We start from the raw sequence: 16,069 nt of genomic DNA, 5'->3' as shown, positions 1-16,069 counted from the left end.
ACGATTTAAGCGTAAAAGTTGATCATTTCTTGGCAAGCATTCTGTTATTTAAGATCAGAATAGCTAGAAACATTGACGCCCAACCTGCGCCATACATAATCCAAAACTGCCACAAGGGTAACTTGATGTTTAATACTTCAAAACGTGCCCCTGCAAAGTAACTAGCAGGTGCAAATACAGCGCAAAGTAACCATGCTAAGTACCAAGGAAGCTTTTGCAAAAATTGCATTGAAGTATTGACGGTAAGCAGTAACGCAGACCAAAGTACCACCAGCCAAAAAGGAAATGGAGCCTCTTTAAAACTCAGCAAATTAAGTGCTGTAGCCAGCCATTCAAAAGTCAGCGCAATAGGTAGAGCAAAAACCAGTAAAAAAACATCTTGTCTTCGTTGCAATGACAGATACATCATCAACGCAACACAAACGAGGGCCGGTAAAATAGACTTTTGTTCAAGGAGTAAGGCCATAAACCAAACCCCTTGGAACAAGGCAAAATTAATAATTGAGCGCAATGTCATCGCCAGAATGCACAAATCGCGGTCTGCGGGCAACAAGATGAACCGTGCTTATTGCACGCGTTCTAAAAGCCCCCTCGCAGTAAGCAAGATAAAATAACCACAAACGATAGAAGCGTTGATCGAATTTTACTTTATCGATTTCAGGCCAACTAGCAATAAAACGTTCACGCCAATCGGCAAGGGTTCTAGCATAATGCACACCTATATCTTTTACACTGTGTACGACCATGTCCGTTTTCAGTTTTATTTGTTTGTTCATCTCGTCTAAACACGGCAAACAGCCACCTGGGAAGATGTACTGCTGAATGAAGTCAGAATTTTTTAGGTAATGTTTATAACGTTGGTCGGCAATGGTAATCGCTTGAATTAGCATAGCGCCATTTTCTTTTAACAGCGACTGACACTTAGCAAAAAAGCCAGGTAAATACTCATGACCCACTGCTTCAATCATTTCTATGGAGACAAGCTTATCGTAACGCCCTTCAAGCAAACGGTAATCTTGTTTGAGTAAGGTTATTTTACTTTCTAAGTTTAGCTGTCGAATTTTCTCAGCTACATAAGCGTGTTGTTCATCAGAAATCGTCGTAGTTGTAACATGGCAATCATAATGAGTGGCAGCGTATATTGCGAAAGCCCCCCACCCTGTACCAATTTCAATTACCTTGTCGCCCGCCTGCAAATCAACTTGCTCGCAAATAAGCGCTAGCTTGTGCGACTGAGCTTGCTCTAGTGTTGCTGTTTGCGATGGATAGACTGCACAAGAATATAGCATTTCGTCACTTAGAAAAGAGCTATACAAATCATTGCCTAAGTCATAATGAGCAGCAATGTTCTTTTTAGAACCTCGTGACGAGTTTTTATTTTTTAAATGATTAATGCGATGCGCTAAGCCACTTAAAAAGGCAAATTTTTTCTCAAACGCGTCAAGCTGATCTTGATTTAATGCAAATATTTCAATCAGCTGCGTTAGATTATCGCACTCCCAATAACCTAGAATATACGCTTCTCCGGCCCCCACACTACCAGATAATGCAAACAGCTTATACATTGCAGGGTCTTTGACAGTCACTGTCACGTTTAAAGAGCTACTTGGGTTGCCGAATTGAATACGTTCATTTTCTTCAACAAGTGTGATGCAACCAATGTTGATGCTATTAAAAGCACCGGTTACAAGCTTTTTGTAGATTTTTGTTAACCAACTCGTTGTATGAGTCTGTGTTAAGTTTGATACCTTTTCCATCACATCACCTAGTTTGTTTCTCTTGCTTGCCCGAGTGACCAATAAAAGGCACACGTTTACAGAACAACTTCAGCGCATGAATATAAATCCCCTTGAAAATACTGAGGGTCATCGCAGGGAAACGTTTAAGTACAGCACTTACTTGTTGTTTAGTAAGCGGCTGCCTTTGCAGTCTCAATGTTGCATCAAACAAGAGTTTTTCGTCTTTTTTATTTTCAATATGAATCATAGTGTTATCAGAATTTTGTCTGACACTCCAATGATAGTTCATATCTAAGTTCATGAAAGGTGATACGGAGAAAACCTTTTTAAAGTTCACTTTTTTTTGCAGGGGTACGACATAATAATGACGTTCATTCCAAGGGGTATTACTCACCTCAGCAAGCATGTGGCTAAATTCGCCATTCGGTGTCTGATAAAAGAAAAAGTTTACAGGGCTAAAATAAATGCCGAAACAGCGCATTTGCCCAAGCATGAAAACATGACTGAATGTTTGCGTGACGCCGAGCTGTGCGATTTTATCGAGTGCGCGCTGTTTTACAGGTAATTGCATGTCAGTTTGATAGTTAAAATAGTCGCTTTGATTGAACTTCAGCGCTTTAAAACCATCACAGCCAAGCCAAGGATGAATACCGTTCAATTCTTCAGGCCGTGATAAATCAACCCACATCATATAAAGTGGGTATTTGAAGTGGTGCTCCTTCACCGCAAATCGTCGGTGGCGAATATCACCGACATAAATTGCGCTATTCAAACTCAACCCCGAGTTGCTGTGCGACATTAACAGCACTTCTAACACCATCTTCATGGAAGCCGTTATACCAATAAGCACCACAAAAATAACTGTTATTTTTTCCGTCTATGAGTGACTTTTGCTTTTGAGCCGCAATAGATTGTTTATTAAAAACAGGGTGATGATATGTAAACTCTCTGAGAATTTTATCTTTACTGATCCCTTCCCGGTGGTTCAACGTGACACAAAATTGCGTATCACTTTTGATACCCTGTAAAATATTCATTTGATATGTTACTACAGCCGCTTTATCCGTGTTGTCATTCAGTAAGTAATTCCAACTGGCCCAAGCAGCTTTACGTTTAGGTAAGAGCGCAGTGTCGGTATGTAGCACCACTGAATTGGCTGTGTATGGCATTGCAGCTAGCACTGCTTTTTCATCTTCACTTGGGTCTAGTAATAATTTGAGGGCTTGATCTGAATGACAGGCAAACACCACTTTATCAAAGGTTTCAGTATGACCATCGTCAAAATGAATATGAGCACAGTCTTCAGTACGTGAAACCGAGCTAATGTTGCTATTCAGACGAATTTTATCCGCAAAACCTTGTATCATAGGTTTAATGTACTCGCGCGATCCACCTGGTATTACGTACCACTGTGGGCGATTAGTAATGTCCAATAAACCATGGTTATAGAAGAACTTAACAAAAAACTCAACGCCGACTTGGGTCATCTCTTTTATGCTAGTCGACCAAATAGCCGCGCCCATCGGTAAAATATAATGGAAGCGGAAAAACTCATTAAAATTGTGCTCGTCTAACAGCTCGCCCAGCGTTTGATTTTCTGTATACGTTTGTTTTGCATGCAGCGCTTTACAGACATCATTGAAGCGCACAATATCTTTCAATAACTTCCAAAATTTAGGGCGGAAAATGTTGCGCTTTTGAGCAAATAAACTGAAAAAGGTATGACCATTATATTCAAAACCTGTGCCTTCATTATGTACACTAAAGCTCATTTGCGTTTTTTGGCGGTCGACACCTAAACGGTCTAATAACTTCTCAAAATACGGGTATGTTCTATCGTTAAATACAATAAACCCCGTATCAACAGCATATTCAACGCCACCAAGATTAACGTCAATGGTTGCAGTATGGCCGCCTATGTAATCGTTTTTTTCAAATACAGTTACATCATAATGTTTGTGCAGTAGGTGTGCGCAGCTTAATCCTGCTATGCCAGACCCAATTACAGCCACTTTTTTCAACGTGATAATCCTTTTGCAAGCTTCAACCATAATGGCATAGGAAGCATTCTTAAAAATTTTAAAATGAAGGTAAAACGATGGGGGAAGTGCACTTCTTTGCGCCTTTTCTTAACCCCTTTGTAAATATAGTTCGCAGCCTGTTCAGCCGTTACAGCCATAGGCATCGGGAAGTCGTTTTTATCTGTTAATGGTGTTTTCACAAACCCAGGGTGAACAAGAGTGACATCCACATCAGTTAAATCCACCGCGAGGCTATTTGCCAGATAACTCACTCCGGCTTTAGAAGCTCCATATGCTTGACTTCGTGGCAAAGGAAGATATGTCACACTGGAACTTACAATAACAAGCTGACCACCAGATTTAATTCTTGGCAGCAATGCCTCTAAACAATACCCCATGCTAAGTAAGTTGGTGGTAACAACACGCTCAAACAAGCTGCTGTCGAAGTTACGTGCATCATCAATATATTCACAATTACCTGCGTTTAAAATAACGCGGTCAAACTCATTGTAAGCAACTGTACTGGAACGTATATCCTGTAAGTTTGTGGCATCAAATTGACAGCTTTCGATGTGGCTATGTTTACTCAGCTCAGCAAGCTTCTCTGTATTTCTACCACAGGCAATAACGTTTTCACCCTGCTCTGCATATAGCCTAGCAAGTGCTTCACCAATCCCTGAGGTTGCTCCTGTAATTAAAGTAGTCATTATGTACTTGTCCTTTTATCAATATAACGTATTGCCGTACCAAGAAGCGGAATATGCCTATACAGAAGTGCGCCTACATCAAAGTAGTCCTGATGATGAACTATTTTATCTCCCTCAAAAACTAAACGGCTGTGCCCCTCAACGGCAATGCTTTTGCCATTATTTAGTTTTGGGTGGCGATAATGCATCGTCCAATAGATAAAGGCTTTGTTGTCGCTACTTTCAGTGTCTTTTATCGAAAACTGGCAAGACAACACATTAGCGTATAAGTTTTCAAAGTAATGATGGAGTGACTCAAGACCGTTCACGGTATGCAGTGGATCAATAAATTGGATACTTGGGTGATAAATATCATCAAGTAGCTGCAAGTTGTTTTTGTTCAGTGATTGGTAAATTTCAATAAACCTATCGAGAGTCACCTTGTCCATATCACACCTTAAATGCGTTTAGTGCACGTTCTCGTGCTGCTTTATGATCAACAATTGCTGGCCAATAACTGCTAGACTTTCCTTGCTTAGCTAAATAATCATGAGGAAAGTGGATTTGTTTTGCAGGTATTTTTTCCAGTTCTGGTAAATATTTACGAATAAATTCACCATCTGGATCAAAACGCTCACTTTGAGTAATGGGATTAAAAATACGGAAATAAGGTTGTGCGTCACATCCAGTGCTTGCTGCCCACTGCCAGCCGCCATTATTTGAAGCCAAATCACCATCAATCAAGTGCTTCATGAAAAAGCGCTCACCCTTTCGCCAATCAATAAGTAGGTGCTTTGTTAAAAAGCTTGCAACCACCATACGTAAACGGTTATGCATCCAACCTGTTTGCACTAACTGGCGCATTGCAGCATCAACAAGAGGATAACCCGTTTTCCCCTCGCACCATGCTTTAAAGTCACTGTCGTCGTTACGCCACTTAACCGCATTATATTTGTCGTTAAAGTTTGCGTACTTGCTTAGGCGTGGAAAAACCGATATGAGGTGTCGGTAAAATTCTCGCCAAATTAACTCATTGACCCAGCAAAACAAATTGCTTTTCGCACTTTTTAATATATCAGGGTGACGCTGTTGAATCAGCGCAAGAAGCTGATGAACACTGACAATACCTAACGCTAAATAAGGACTCAGACCTGATGTACCTTTAATGCTTGGGATATCTCGCTGCTCTTGATAAGAGGCAAGCTTTTCATCTATAAAGCGGGCACAGACATGACTTAAGGTCTCATCATCAACGGGCCACTTTTGTGAGCTTCCATCTGATGTGAGTAATTTACTTTCTTGCCACTCGATTTTGTCATGCATCTTAGGCGGCTCAGCAAAGTAGAAGTGTCTGTCTTGATACTCTTTGAGCCATGCATTTTTAAATGGAGTAAAGACCTTAAACATCTCACCACTTTGATTTTTGATACTACCTGGGGGGGCAATAACATCACCATCGTAGGTGTAAAATGAAACTCCTAGGCTGTCGGCTTTATCTACAAAGGCACGATCGCGCTCAACTTCATTTAGCTCATACTCGTTATTAACGTAAACATTTTTTACTGCATTTTCTTCGCAAAAATCGGCTAGTTTGTCAACGCAACCGGTATAGTCTCCAGCATCAATGAGATGCAACTTTATACCTTTACTTGCTAATAACTGGCCTAAAAAAGCAAGCCTGCGTTTTAATAAATCTAGCTGAATATCTGCGACATCATGAGCCTGCCACTGCTTTTCAGTTATAAAAAATACAGCATGTTGGCAGCCATTCTCGATCGCTTGATACAGAGCGTCGTTATTAAAAAGGCGCAAATCGCGCCTAAACCAGAATAGTGTGTTCATTAAATTCCGTAGCGTAGTTTAAGTTCGTTCGGATAAGGGTCTAAGTATACTTGTTGACTTAGGTATTCATTTGGATGAACTTTGAGGTGATGCTTTATCAGCGTTAATGGCACATACAGTGGCACCAACCCTTGCCGATATTCGTCTATCGCATCGCGTAACTCTTGCTTTTCAATCTTAGAGAGTGACTTTTTAAAATAACCTTGCAAGTGCATAAGTGTGTTCGCATTATTTTTGCGAGAAGCAGGCTTTTTCAAAGCAGTCATCAAACCAAAAATATAATCACTTGCTAATGCTTGAATATCATGACCATCAAATGTACCCAGTAAATTGCCTAAATTACGGTATGCTTCGTAGTTGTGAGCCATCAAAAGATACTTATACTGAGCATGAAATTGGGTCAAACGATGCACGGTTAAAGGTTGTTCATTAAGGGTTTGCCAATGTTTGTAAGTGTATACACGCATAACGAAGTTCTCTCGTAAATGCATGTCGTTCAAGCGCCCGTTCTCTTCACATGGCAATAGTGGATTATGGGCCATTATTTGCTCAGCAAAAAAGCCCACACCTTCAGAGGTGTTACCTGTGCCTTGTTCGTTGTAAATTTTGATACGCTCCATACCACAGCTGGGGCTTTTGGCGCAAAAAACAAAACCGCTTAACTCAGCTGTTTGCTCCGTAGCAACTCGCTTTCCGTATTCTGTAAGTTTTGGTCCTACATCCCCCGTGCCGTCAGGGCGACAAACTTTAATTGTGTCACCCACTCTCACTTGGCGGATGGTTGGTCGTGGGATTGGTAATCCCACAGCAACTTCAGGACAAAACTTCTTATACTCAACATGCTTAGCGAGCTCGTCCATACAGAAGTTAGATTTTTTATGACCACTATCAAAACGAACTTTATCGCCAGCAAGACAGGCACTAATACCTATTTTAATTGTTGATTGCAGCATAGGATCCCTAATAAATTAAATTACCAATTGGGTTAAGTAATTTGCTAATACCTTTGTTAAAATGCAACGCACTACTAACCACTGTAAAACACAAACACCCTTCAGTTGTTTTTGGTGTATGGTTATGGCGTCCATCCAGCATCATAAAATCCCCTGGGACATAACTGCCATCTTCATCACTAAACTCACCATCAAGTAATAAGGTTAGCTCAAAACCTGTGTGAGTGTGGTCCGGAATTTCACCACCGGCATCGATATGTAAAAGACTGGCTCTGAGCGCCCCATCATCCAATGCAATTCGTGAACGTGCTAGTTTACCTATTTGCATAAAGCTACTGTGCCCAATGCGAGTTAGCGCCCTTGGTAAGGTGTACTCTTTTCCCTTAACCTCTACTTTGATAGCCGGTTGATCATATACTTCATCAATACTCTCATCCGAGGTGATGTTGTCGAACATAACCTGGTCAAAGCAAATATCATCGTCGTTAACTACGTCTTCAAATGCAGTGTTTGCATTTTTAGCTTCAAGTGTAGCGAGTTGCTTTTGACATACAGGACACATCTCAACATGAATAGCAACCGCGACACTTAGCGTAGCCGGCAAATTGCCCTCACTAAATTGCACTAATAATTCGTTGCTCGGGTGATGCTTAATCATGTTGCTCTCCCATTTCGTTGCGTAACTTCTGCAAGGCTAGACGAAGTCGAGACTTCACTGTACCTACGGGAATGTTTAAATGCTCTGCAAGTTGCTCTTGTGACATATCTTGAAAATAAACGCCGCGTACCACTTCACGTTGGGCTTGTGGTAAACGGTCTAGATATTGTTTAATTTGCTTATCTTCAAGATGATCGCTGAACTCGTGCTGCCCAGGCTCAGCTTCATCAATGAGCGGCCAGATATCTTCACTTATACACTCTTCTTTGCTGCTTTTCATTTTTCTGAGCATATCGAAAGATGCATTTCGCATCACAGTGTATACCCACGTTGTCGCAGCACCTTTTTCAGGATGGTATAAGTGTGCCTTTCTCCAAACCGAAGTGAGCGTTTCCTGTACCAATTCCATTGCTTGAGCCTCAGAACCAAACTGTTTGATTCCAAAACGCTTTATTTTGGGCGAAAAATATTGGAAAAGAAAAGCAAATGCACGCTTGTCACGGGAAGTGGCAACAGCGAATAGCGAATTAGCAAGCTCTTTGCTCGGTGTCTCTGGCATGGCAGTAAATTGACCTGTTTTAGGTTTACAACCTGTTTGAAGTTGTTGACTTACCATTTTAATGTCATCCAATTATTGTCGTAAGATGCAATACGCATTCAGACATGGTTCGGATCATATTAATCAGTAAATTCTGTGTTAATTAGAGTATGGAGGAAAGTGAGTAAGTTTTCAAAGTTAGATTCAAAGGCAAGTTGTTGTTTTTTAACTAGTGAAATAGGTAGAATTTCGAGCCAACGCGCAGCAACCCACGCCAAATCATCGTATTGCGGTGTTGGATAAAGTGCAGACAAGTCAGGCTGACTAGCAAACACTGAACGAAGCGTCTCGCTTAATAAAGCATTGTTCTGATCCAAAGGTATTTTTTTATACCAAACAGGCTCAATTACTGCTTCTACATCAGCGTAACGCAGCATATTTTTGTCTTGAAATGGATTGTGGATTGTGACAGCAGCTTGTGCATAAACATCTATCAAGAGCTGACCGCTGTCGTCTTGATTAAAGTCATTTATTTGCATCAAGCAACCTAGATTAGGCAAGTTGAACTCAGTGTCGTGCTGGTAAGTACATAGCACAAATCCCGTATTATCTTTCGCGGCTTCTTTAACCATATCAAGATAACGTTGCTCAAATATTCTAAGTTTAGTCGCCCCTTCTGGAAGAATAAAAACCGGTAGGGGAAAAATCGCACGCTTCATAAAGTCTACTATTTAAAATACCACATGCCTCTAATTACGTGCGCTTTTCATTTGCCGATCAATATTTCATGAAATCTTCATTTATGCCCAGTAAATTAAAAGTTGAACCATTGTGCAACGTTTCTAAATAATTCGATTGACGCGTACGCACTCAGTAAACTCAAAACGGGTGCAACCATAAGTAAAAATAAACTGATTTCACTACTCATTAGATGTTTCCTTACTGCTTATTTTCTACAACAGGTGCTTTAGCAATAACGGTTGATTTGTCATTTTCCTTAACAACCTCTTCGCTCATGTATTCATTGAGTAATTGCTGAGCATCAAATTCAATACTGTTTGTCACATTTTGTTTAAGCTCATTACTCGCTTGTTGAACATAACTTTTTAGCGATTGAGTAATTGTGTTACTAATATCTAATTCAAAGTCAGTCGCACTTGCTTGAGTAGACCCTAATACAAGTAACGCAGCTGTTGTAAGTTTAAGTGAGTTATTCATAATGATATTCCTTGTCTCTTTAAGTAATTAGTCGTAACTACTTAATCAAAGGTTGTGCCAGCATGAAAATATTTTTCAACCCATTAATTTTTAATGATTTTTTGTAAATTTTAATTTTTCATCCTATTCAGCAGTGGTTAATAAAACCAATCAATTTAATATTTTTGACTAACTATTAGCGAAAAAATAAACGTTGATATTTTCAGCGTACACTTGTACACTGAAACTGTTTTTACAATCACTTTTAGAGAGTTTATGACTGCTCAGTTACCTTACTCGCGTCAAGAAGAACAACTCAATGTACTCACTCATAGCTTGGGCGTGTTATTTGCTTTTTACGTACTGTGGGATTTGATTTCGCAATCAAAAGCTGTGTCAGCAACAGTCAGTGCGATTGTTTATGGTTCGAGTTTACTGGTGCTTTTTATGGCATCAACACTTTACCATGCAAGTACCAAAGCGCGTTTGCGTGCCATCTATAAAAAATGTGATCATTGCGCTATTTATTTGCTAATTGCTGGTACTTACACGCCATACCTCGTCATATCATTATCGGGAATGTGGGCAATTGCAGCACTGGTATTTATTTGGAGCTTAGCAATAGGCGGAGTCATTTATAAACTGGCGGTAAAAAATGGCAATAAAAAAGTATCACTTGCAACCTACTTATTAATGGGTTGGTTTGCCCTTGCCCTTGTCTACCCTCTGTACTTAAATTTAGATCACAGCGCTTTGTGGTGGTTATTAGCAGGAGGCGTTGCTTACAGTCTTGGTACTTTTTTCTACAGTGCTAAAACACGCCACTATAGTCATGCTATTTGGCACGTATTTGTACTTGTTGGGTGTGTATGTCACTACTTATCAATCAGTTTATATGTTTTTTAATGCCATTGGTGTAAACGCATATTGATTTTAGCTTTATTAAAGCTCACCCCTTCACTGATTAATTTTTGCCGTTGTTCAAGGTGTTTACTTGTCCCTTCTGGAAAAGAGATTTTACCTTGGCTATTTACAACACGATGCCATGGAATAATTGAATCACTGGGCATTTCTTTTAATAAGCGGCCAACCAATCTGGCATTTTGCGGGTAACCCGCAAGCGTAGCAACTTGCCCATAACTTGCTACTTTACCTGAAGGGATAGAGGCTATTATTGTAAAAATTAACTCTTCTTTAGTTGCCTGTTGCATGGGCTTGCTCCGTATATTCTTTACTTACCTCACTAAAGGCTTGCCAAATTGATCTTGCAACTGGACCATGATGCACTGAATGTTGCCTAAACACGCGAATTTCTGCGCCAAACTGGTGCTCTCTATCCGTAATTTTTATTTGCTGTAACAAACCTGATTCTATTTCAGCCTGACAGTGTTGCAGACTTATCATTGCCCAACCAGCACCCGAGAGTAAAAACGACTTAACACTGGTAATATCATCTATTTTCATTAAAGCTGAGCCAAGGTTGTAAGATAGCCTGTCAGAGTCAAAACTCAGATCACTTTCAAACATAGCCAGACATGGGTAATTTTGTATCTCGGCAAAACTAATCTCTCTTGGCACGACATGAGGAGCACTCACTATACCAATATCAAACTTACCTATCGGTAAACTTTCGAGGTCCCCTGTTGCATGAAACAAATCAAACCATGGCCCAATGCCTAAATCTGCCTGCAAGCTATTAACTTGTTCTAAAGACACAAATCGTTTTCCTGAAGAAATACTAAACTCAGTACTTGCAAAGCACTTAAAGGTTTCGCTTATCACTTGATTATAACTATGCTGATGACACAGCTGCTCGTAGCAAATTCTGTAACTGGCTTCATTACCCAGCGCAAGTTCTTTTGCTAAAGAAGCCAACTCACTGTTTGCATTGAGTAATTGACGTGCTTCGCGATAAAAAATGCGCCCTTTCTCTGTTAAACATAAGCGATACTGATTTCGGTCTAACAATTCAAAACCAAGCTCTGACTCAAGCTTCTTTATAGCAAGCGTCAATGCAGGTTGTGTTTTGTGTAATGTCACAGCTGCTTGGCTTAAACTAGAGCTTTGCACGATTGCATCTAAAATTGTTAATTGATTTAAATTCATTAATCACCAAAACCATTAAAAAAACTAATGATGTTTCTAAAATTTAATAATTTTTATTTTATATCTTTGCAGCGTATCCTGCATCAAATTTATGCTTTCATATCTATGGAGAAGACAATGAGATTGGCATCCGCCGTATTAATGAGCAGCGTGTTTTTGTTACTTACGGCATGTACAGAGCAAGCAGCACAAAGTGACGTTGAACAAGTTGTTCGCCCTGTTAAACTTTTCAATATAAACAGTAACTCAGATCAAGCAATCCGCAGCTTCCCCGCTGAAGTTGTGGCTAACCAAGGCTCTTATCTTGCTTTTAGAGTTAACGGAGAGTTACTTGAGTTCCCAGCACTTGCAGGTCAACATGTTGAAAAAGGAGAGCTTTTAGCCAAACTCGATCCAGAAGATTTCGAACTTCAGTATGAAGAGCGTAAAGCACGTTTTGAACTTGCTGAATCGCAACTTGAACGTGTACAGAAATTATTTGACCGCTCCATTGCCAGCCAGTCAGAGTTAGATCAAGCCACTGCCAATAAACAAGTGGCAGAATCTGCAATGAAAATTGCCAAAACCAACCTAGATAACAGTGAATTACGCGCTCCGTTTGCAGGCACTGTCGCAAAAGTATTTGTGAAAAACTTTGAGAATATCCAAGCTAAACAAAATATTCTACGACTTGAAACCCGCGACTTAATGGATGTGGTCATTCAAATACCTGAAAAGCTCATCGCTCGTATAGATAAAGACGTGCAATACCAGCCAGAAGTCGTCTTTGATGGTTATCCAGATAAATCTTATCAGCTGACAATAAAAGAGTTTGATACCCAAGCCGACCCGACTACGCTAACCTATAAAGTAGTATTTTCGTTACCTGTGCCAGAAGATTTTAACCTACTTGCGGGTATGACAGGTCGTGTAGATATTGATTTAAGCAAAATCACTAGCTCACAATCAGCCTACACATTACTGCCAGTTGAAGCGGTATTCTCTGAGCCTACAGAACCTGAAGGAAAGAATAGTTATGTATGGGTTTATGATGAAAATAGCGGCCAAGTACATAAACGAGCTGTTAAAGTCGGGCAATTACACCGCGATGGAATTGAAGTACTTTCAGGCATTGAAAAAGGCCAAACAGTTGTCGCGGCAGGCGTTCACTTTTTAGAAGAAGGTATGAAAGTTCGTCCATGGCAAAAAGAGCGAGGCTTATAATGAGTTTTGCAGCACTGGCCATTGAACGTAAAGTCGTAAGCTGGATGTTTGCCCTGTTTCTGCTAATTGGTGGCACAGTGGCCTATTTTGGCTTAGGACAGCTTGAAGACCCTGAGTTCACTTTAAAAAAAGCGATGGTGATCACCGTATACCCGGGCGCCTCTCCCCAGCAAGTTGAAGAAGAGGTCACCTTCCCTATAGAAAATGCCATTCAACAACTCCCCTATGTTGATTATGTAACAAGTATTTCATCTCCTGGTAAGTCGCAAATAACCGTTGAGATGAAAAGTAGTTATCGCAAACAAGACCTACGTCAAATTTGGGATGAACTGCGCCGAAAAATTAATGATCAAGCATCGTCAATGCCTTCTGGGGTATACCCTAGCAAGATCATGGATGATTTTGGGGATGTATACGGTGTAATGTACGCCGTAACCGGTGACGGCTATTCTTATGATGAACTCAAAGATTACGTTGATTATTTAAAGCGCGAACTGGTACTGGTCGAGGGTGTGAGCAAAGTCACCATAGGCGGTGAGCAACAAGCCCAAGTAATGGTTGAAATCTCTACGCGTAAACTTGCCCAGCTGGGTATTTCACCAAACCGTATTTACCAACTGTTACAGACTCAAAATAGCGTCTCTAATGCGGGTAAAGTACGTGTCGGTGATGAATCAATTCGTTTACACCCGACGGGTGAATTCAAGGATGTTAAAGAGCTTGAAAGCCTGCTTATTTCAAAGCCAGGTGAAAACGAACTTATTTACCTAGGTGATGTAGCAACCGTGTTTCGTGAATATGCCGAAGTCCCCACCAACATCATTCGCTACAATCAACAACAGGCTTTATTGGTAGGCGTGTCTTTCAGCTCAGGCGTTAACGTTGTTGATGTAGGCATGAACATTGATGAGCACTTAGCTTCTCTAGAATACCAACGCCCCCATGGTATGGAAATTAACAGTGTATATAATCAACCTGCTGAAGTTGAAAAGTCTGTCAGTGGCTTTATTATCAGCTTACTTGAAGCTGTTGCCATTGTAATTGTCGTGCTGCTGCTCTTTATGGGCTTTAAAAGTGGTGTGTTAATTGGCGTTATTTTGCTTTTGACCGTACTAGGTACTTTCATATTCATGAAGTTATTTGCCATCGATTTGCAGCGTATTTCACTGGGTGCGTTAATCATTGCGCTCGGTATGTTGGTTGATAATGCAATTGTTGTCACCGAAGGCATACTCATCAACCTAAAGCGCGGGCAAACAAAACTACAAGCCGCAACCAATATTGTTAATCAAACAAAATGGCCTTTGTTAGGTGCAACGGTTATTGCGATTACTGCATTTGCTCCGATTGGTTTAAGCTCAGATGCAAGTGGTGAATTTGCCGGAAGCCTTTTCTGGGTACTCTTTATTTCATTATTACTTAGTTGGATTACCGCAATTACACTTACTCCTTTCTTTGCTGATTTAATGTTTAAACAAGCGAAAGAGAAAGAACCGCACCATGACGAAGACCCCTACCAAGGCGTGATTTTTAATGTGTATAAAAGTGTTCTTCACACCTCTATGCGTTATCGGAAAACCACCCTTCTGGTTATGGTTGTGATGTTAGTCAGTGCGGTGTTTGGTTTTAAGTTTATAAAGCAATCATTCTTCCCAGCATCAAACACACCGATGTTTTATGTTGATTACTGGCAAACACAAGGTACTGATATACGCAGTACGATAGACGGTGTTGCTAAGCTTGAAAAATTCTTACAAGCAGACCCGCTAGTTGAGGAAATCACCACCACGGTAGGCCAAGGCGCACCGCGCTTTATGTTGACCTACGCACCTGAAAAATCATACCCAGCCTATGGGCAATTGATTATTCGCGTAACAGATCGAGAAGCCGTTACAACCATGATCGAGAAGGTGCGAGATTATCAACACAAACATGTGCTTGACGCCCAACTAAAAGTTAAGCGTATGGAAATTGGCCCGTCGACTGACGCTAAGATTGAAGCGCGTTTTTCGGGTGCTGATCCTGTCATACTTCGTCAATTGGCTAAGCAGGCTAAAGATATACTGCATCAAGATGCAGGTGCATTTAATATTCGTGATGATTGGCGAGCACGTTCGAAACTTATCCGCCCACAGTTTAACGAGCAAAAAGCGCGTCGCTTGGGTATTGCCAAATCTGATCTAGACCAGCTACTACTCACCAGCTTATCAGGCAAGCAAGTTGGTGTTTATAAAGATGGCACACAAATGCTACCTATCATTGCTCGCTCACCTGCGGAAGAGCGTTTAAACGTTGAGAGCTTACGTGACTTACAAATTTACAGCCCTGTACTAGGTGTATTTGTGCCAGTGACACAGGTGGTTGATGACTTTGTGGTTGAGTGGGAAGACAGCCTCATCATGCGTCGCGATCGCAAACGAACTATTACAGTCATGGCTGATCATGATGTTATTGGCGATGAAACCCCAGCCAAGCTGTTCGCCCGTGTCCGTAAAGATATAGAAGCTATTGATTTACCACGTGGTTATGAGCTGCAATGGGGTGGTGAATATGAATCATCAACAGACGCCCAAAAAGCAATCTTTGGCTCATTGCCGCTTGGCTATCTAGCTATGTTTGCCATTACTGTATTGTTATTCAACTCAGTGAAGCAGCCTCTCGTCATTTGGGCAACCGTGCCGCTTGCCATTGTTGGTGTCAGCGCAGGCTTATTGCTAATGAATGCGGCTTTTAGCTTTATGGCTCTACTGGGCTTACTCAGCTTAAGCGGTATGTTAATTAAAAATGGTATCGTCTTGGTTGATCAAATAAATATTGAACTAGATAGTGGCAAAGAACCATACAAAGCGGTATTCGATTCAGGCGTGAGTCGTGTTCGTCCTGTTGCTATGGCTGCAATCACCACCATTTTAGGGATGATCCCACTGTTATTTGATGTGTTCTTCCAATCAATGGCTGTAACCATTATGTTTGGTCTAGGTTTTGCGACAATACTCACGCTTATCGTCGTGCCTGTTCTGTACACTATGCTGTTCAAAATCAAGGTGCCTAAACAGCGTCATAGCAGCTAGATACGCTCGCTTTAAGTATCCCTTGAAAAGTCGTTTTCAAGGGATACTCTACTCT

General features: G+C 40.8%; 17 protein-coding genes. 3 read left to right on the top strand and 14 right to left on the bottom strand.

All coding sequences use genetic code 11. The features are described 5' to 3' along the window. Positions 1-22: 22 nt before the first annotated feature. From L3V41_RS06545 to L3V41_RS06490, 12 genes are all read right to left on the bottom strand, one after another. Positions 23-517: a DUF2878 domain-containing protein gene (locus L3V41_RS06545; RefSeq protein WP_237127386.1), complete on the bottom strand. Its 495-nt coding sequence runs from the start codon at positions 515-517 to the stop codon at positions 23-25. Continuing rightward, positions 495-1,757, bottom strand: a complete 1,263-nt coding sequence (locus L3V41_RS06540) for a cyclopropane-fatty-acyl-phospholipid synthase family protein (RefSeq protein WP_062568113.1) — start codon at positions 1,755-1,757, stop codon at positions 495-497. Before L3V41_RS06540 ends, L3V41_RS06545 begins: the two co-directional genes overlap by 23 nt. 4 nt (positions 1,758-1,761) lie before the next feature. After that, complete coding sequence (locus L3V41_RS06535; RefSeq protein ID WP_237127593.1) at positions 1,762-2,511, bottom strand: DUF1365 domain-containing protein; 750 nt, start codon at positions 2,509-2,511, stop codon at positions 1,762-1,764. After that, entirely contained in the window at positions 2,504-3,760 is a 1,257-nt protein-coding gene (locus tag L3V41_RS06530; RefSeq protein ID WP_062568115.1) for an FAD-dependent oxidoreductase, read from the bottom strand. The genes L3V41_RS06535 and L3V41_RS06530 overlap by 8 nt, the downstream gene beginning before the upstream one ends. Further along, the gene (locus L3V41_RS06525) at positions 3,757-4,467 is read right to left on the bottom strand and encodes an SDR family NAD(P)-dependent oxidoreductase (protein ID WP_062568116.1); all 711 of its coding nucleotides are present in this window, start codon (positions 4,465-4,467) and stop codon (positions 3,757-3,759) included. Before L3V41_RS06525 ends, L3V41_RS06530 begins: the two co-directional genes overlap by 4 nt. Next, the gene (locus L3V41_RS06520; protein WP_237127385.1) at positions 4,467-4,895 is read right to left on the bottom strand and encodes a nuclear transport factor 2 family protein; all 429 of its coding nucleotides are present in this window, start codon (positions 4,893-4,895) and stop codon (positions 4,467-4,469) included. The genes L3V41_RS06525 and L3V41_RS06520 overlap by 1 nt, the downstream gene beginning before the upstream one ends. A 1-nt stretch (position 4,896) precedes the next feature. Next, entirely contained in the window at positions 4,897-6,288 is a 1,392-nt protein-coding gene (gene phrB / locus L3V41_RS06515; RefSeq protein WP_237127384.1) for a deoxyribodipyrimidine photo-lyase, read from the bottom strand. Further along, a complete protein-coding gene (locus L3V41_RS06510) occupies positions 6,288-7,241 on the bottom strand; it encodes a DUF523 and DUF1722 domain-containing protein (RefSeq protein ID WP_237127383.1) in 954 nt (317 codons plus the stop codon). The genes phrB and L3V41_RS06510 overlap by 1 nt, the downstream gene beginning before the upstream one ends. 7 nt (positions 7,242-7,248) lie before the next feature. Continuing rightward, a complete protein-coding gene (locus tag L3V41_RS06505; RefSeq protein ID WP_237127382.1) occupies positions 7,249-7,899 on the bottom strand; it encodes a ChrR family anti-sigma-E factor in 651 nt (216 codons plus the stop codon). After that, complete coding sequence (locus L3V41_RS06500; RefSeq protein ID WP_062568121.1) at positions 7,892-8,515, bottom strand: sigma-70 family RNA polymerase sigma factor; 624 nt, start codon at positions 8,513-8,515, stop codon at positions 7,892-7,894. The genes L3V41_RS06505 and L3V41_RS06500 overlap by 8 nt, the downstream gene beginning before the upstream one ends. A gap of 62 nt (positions 8,516-8,577) precedes the next feature. Continuing rightward, positions 8,578-9,156, bottom strand: a complete 579-nt coding sequence (locus L3V41_RS06495; protein WP_062568122.1) for an LON peptidase substrate-binding domain-containing protein — start codon at positions 9,154-9,156, stop codon at positions 8,578-8,580. Positions 9,157-9,376: 220 nt separating this feature from the next. Beyond that, entirely contained in the window at positions 9,377-9,655 is a 279-nt protein-coding gene (locus tag L3V41_RS06490; protein WP_062568123.1) for a hypothetical protein, read from the bottom strand. A 255-nt stretch (positions 9,656-9,910) separates the two neighbouring features. On the opposite strand from L3V41_RS06490, the gene L3V41_RS06485 reads away from it, so the two are divergent. Then, on the top strand, positions 9,911-10,540 hold the full coding sequence (locus tag L3V41_RS06485) for a hemolysin III family protein (RefSeq protein WP_237127381.1): 630 nt from the start codon (positions 9,911-9,913) through the stop codon (positions 10,538-10,540). Here L3V41_RS06485 and L3V41_RS06480 read toward each other — a convergent pair. Then, complete coding sequence (locus L3V41_RS06480; protein WP_062568125.1) at positions 10,537-10,845, bottom strand: MGMT family protein; 309 nt, start codon at positions 10,843-10,845, stop codon at positions 10,537-10,539. The two genes, L3V41_RS06485 and L3V41_RS06480, sit on opposite strands and share 4 nt — an antisense overlap. Then, positions 10,829-11,740, bottom strand: coding sequence for a LysR family transcriptional regulator (locus tag L3V41_RS06475; protein ID WP_062568126.1), 912 nt, complete (start codon positions 11,738-11,740; stop codon positions 10,829-10,831). The genes L3V41_RS06480 and L3V41_RS06475 overlap by 17 nt, the downstream gene beginning before the upstream one ends. A 117-nt stretch (positions 11,741-11,857) precedes the next feature. Between L3V41_RS06475 and L3V41_RS06470 the strand changes: the two genes are divergently transcribed. Both L3V41_RS06470 and L3V41_RS06465 read left to right on the top strand, forming a co-directional pair. Then, positions 11,858-12,943, top strand: a complete 1,086-nt coding sequence (locus tag L3V41_RS06470; protein ID WP_237127380.1) for an efflux RND transporter periplasmic adaptor subunit — start codon at positions 11,858-11,860, stop codon at positions 12,941-12,943. Continuing rightward, positions 12,943-16,014 (top strand): efflux RND transporter permease subunit, encoded by a 3,072-nt coding sequence (locus tag L3V41_RS06465; RefSeq protein ID WP_237127379.1) that lies wholly within the window; start codon positions 12,943-12,945, stop codon positions 16,012-16,014. Before L3V41_RS06470 ends, L3V41_RS06465 begins: the two co-directional genes overlap by 1 nt. Positions 16,015-16,069: the final 55 nt, after the last annotated feature.

The sequence above is a fragment of the Pseudoalteromonas sp. L21 genome (assembly GCF_021728035.1).
GTDB lineage: Bacteria > Pseudomonadota > Gammaproteobacteria > Enterobacterales > Alteromonadaceae > Pseudoalteromonas > Pseudoalteromonas arabiensis.
The sequence above is the reverse complement of the archived record's forward strand: the minus strand, read 5'-3'. Positions and strand labels throughout refer to the sequence as shown.

Excerpts from the sequence above, each read along its gene's own strand:
- L3V41_RS06490 (WP_062568123.1), bottom strand. The coding sequence starts at position 9,655 with ATGAATAACTCACTTAAACTTACAACAGCTGCGTTACTTGTATTAGGG.
- L3V41_RS06540 (WP_062568113.1), bottom strand. The coding sequence starts at position 1,757 with ATGGAAAAGGTATCAAACTTAACACAGACTCATACAACGAGTTGGTTA.
- L3V41_RS06475 (WP_062568126.1), bottom strand. The coding sequence starts at position 11,740 with ATGAATTTAAATCAATTAACAATTTTAGATGCAATCGTGCAAAGCTCT.
- L3V41_RS06505 (WP_237127382.1), bottom strand. The coding sequence starts at position 7,899 with ATGATTAAGCATCACCCGAGCAACGAATTATTAGTGCAATTTAGTGAG.
- L3V41_RS06480 (WP_062568125.1), bottom strand. The coding sequence starts at position 10,845 with ATGCAACAGGCAACTAAAGAAGAGTTAATTTTTACAATAATAGCCTCT.
- L3V41_RS06470 (WP_237127380.1), top strand. The coding sequence starts at position 11,858 with ATGAGATTGGCATCCGCCGTATTAATGAGCAGCGTGTTTTTGTTACTT.
- L3V41_RS06520 (WP_237127385.1), bottom strand. The coding sequence starts at position 4,895 with ATGGACAAGGTGACTCTCGATAGGTTTATTGAAATTTACCAATCACTG.
- L3V41_RS06485 (WP_237127381.1), top strand. The coding sequence starts at position 9,911 with ATGACTGCTCAGTTACCTTACTCGCGTCAAGAAGAACAACTCAATGTA.
- L3V41_RS06495 (WP_062568122.1), bottom strand. The coding sequence starts at position 9,156 with ATGAAGCGTGCGATTTTTCCCCTACCGGTTTTTATTCTTCCAGAAGGG.
- L3V41_RS06525 (WP_062568116.1), bottom strand. The coding sequence starts at position 4,467 with ATGACTACTTTAATTACAGGAGCAACCTCAGGGATTGGTGAAGCACTT.
- L3V41_RS06545 (WP_237127386.1), bottom strand. The coding sequence starts at position 517 with ATGACATTGCGCTCAATTATTAATTTTGCCTTGTTCCAAGGGGTTTGG.
- L3V41_RS06500 (WP_062568121.1), bottom strand. The coding sequence starts at position 8,515 with ATGGTAAGTCAACAACTTCAAACAGGTTGTAAACCTAAAACAGGTCAA.
- L3V41_RS06510 (WP_237127383.1), bottom strand. The coding sequence starts at position 7,241 with ATGCTGCAATCAACAATTAAAATAGGTATTAGTGCCTGTCTTGCTGGC.
- L3V41_RS06465 (WP_237127379.1), top strand. The coding sequence starts at position 12,943 with ATGAGTTTTGCAGCACTGGCCATTGAACGTAAAGTCGTAAGCTGGATG.
- phrB (WP_237127384.1), bottom strand. The coding sequence starts at position 6,288 with ATGAACACACTATTCTGGTTTAGGCGCGATTTGCGCCTTTTTAATAAC.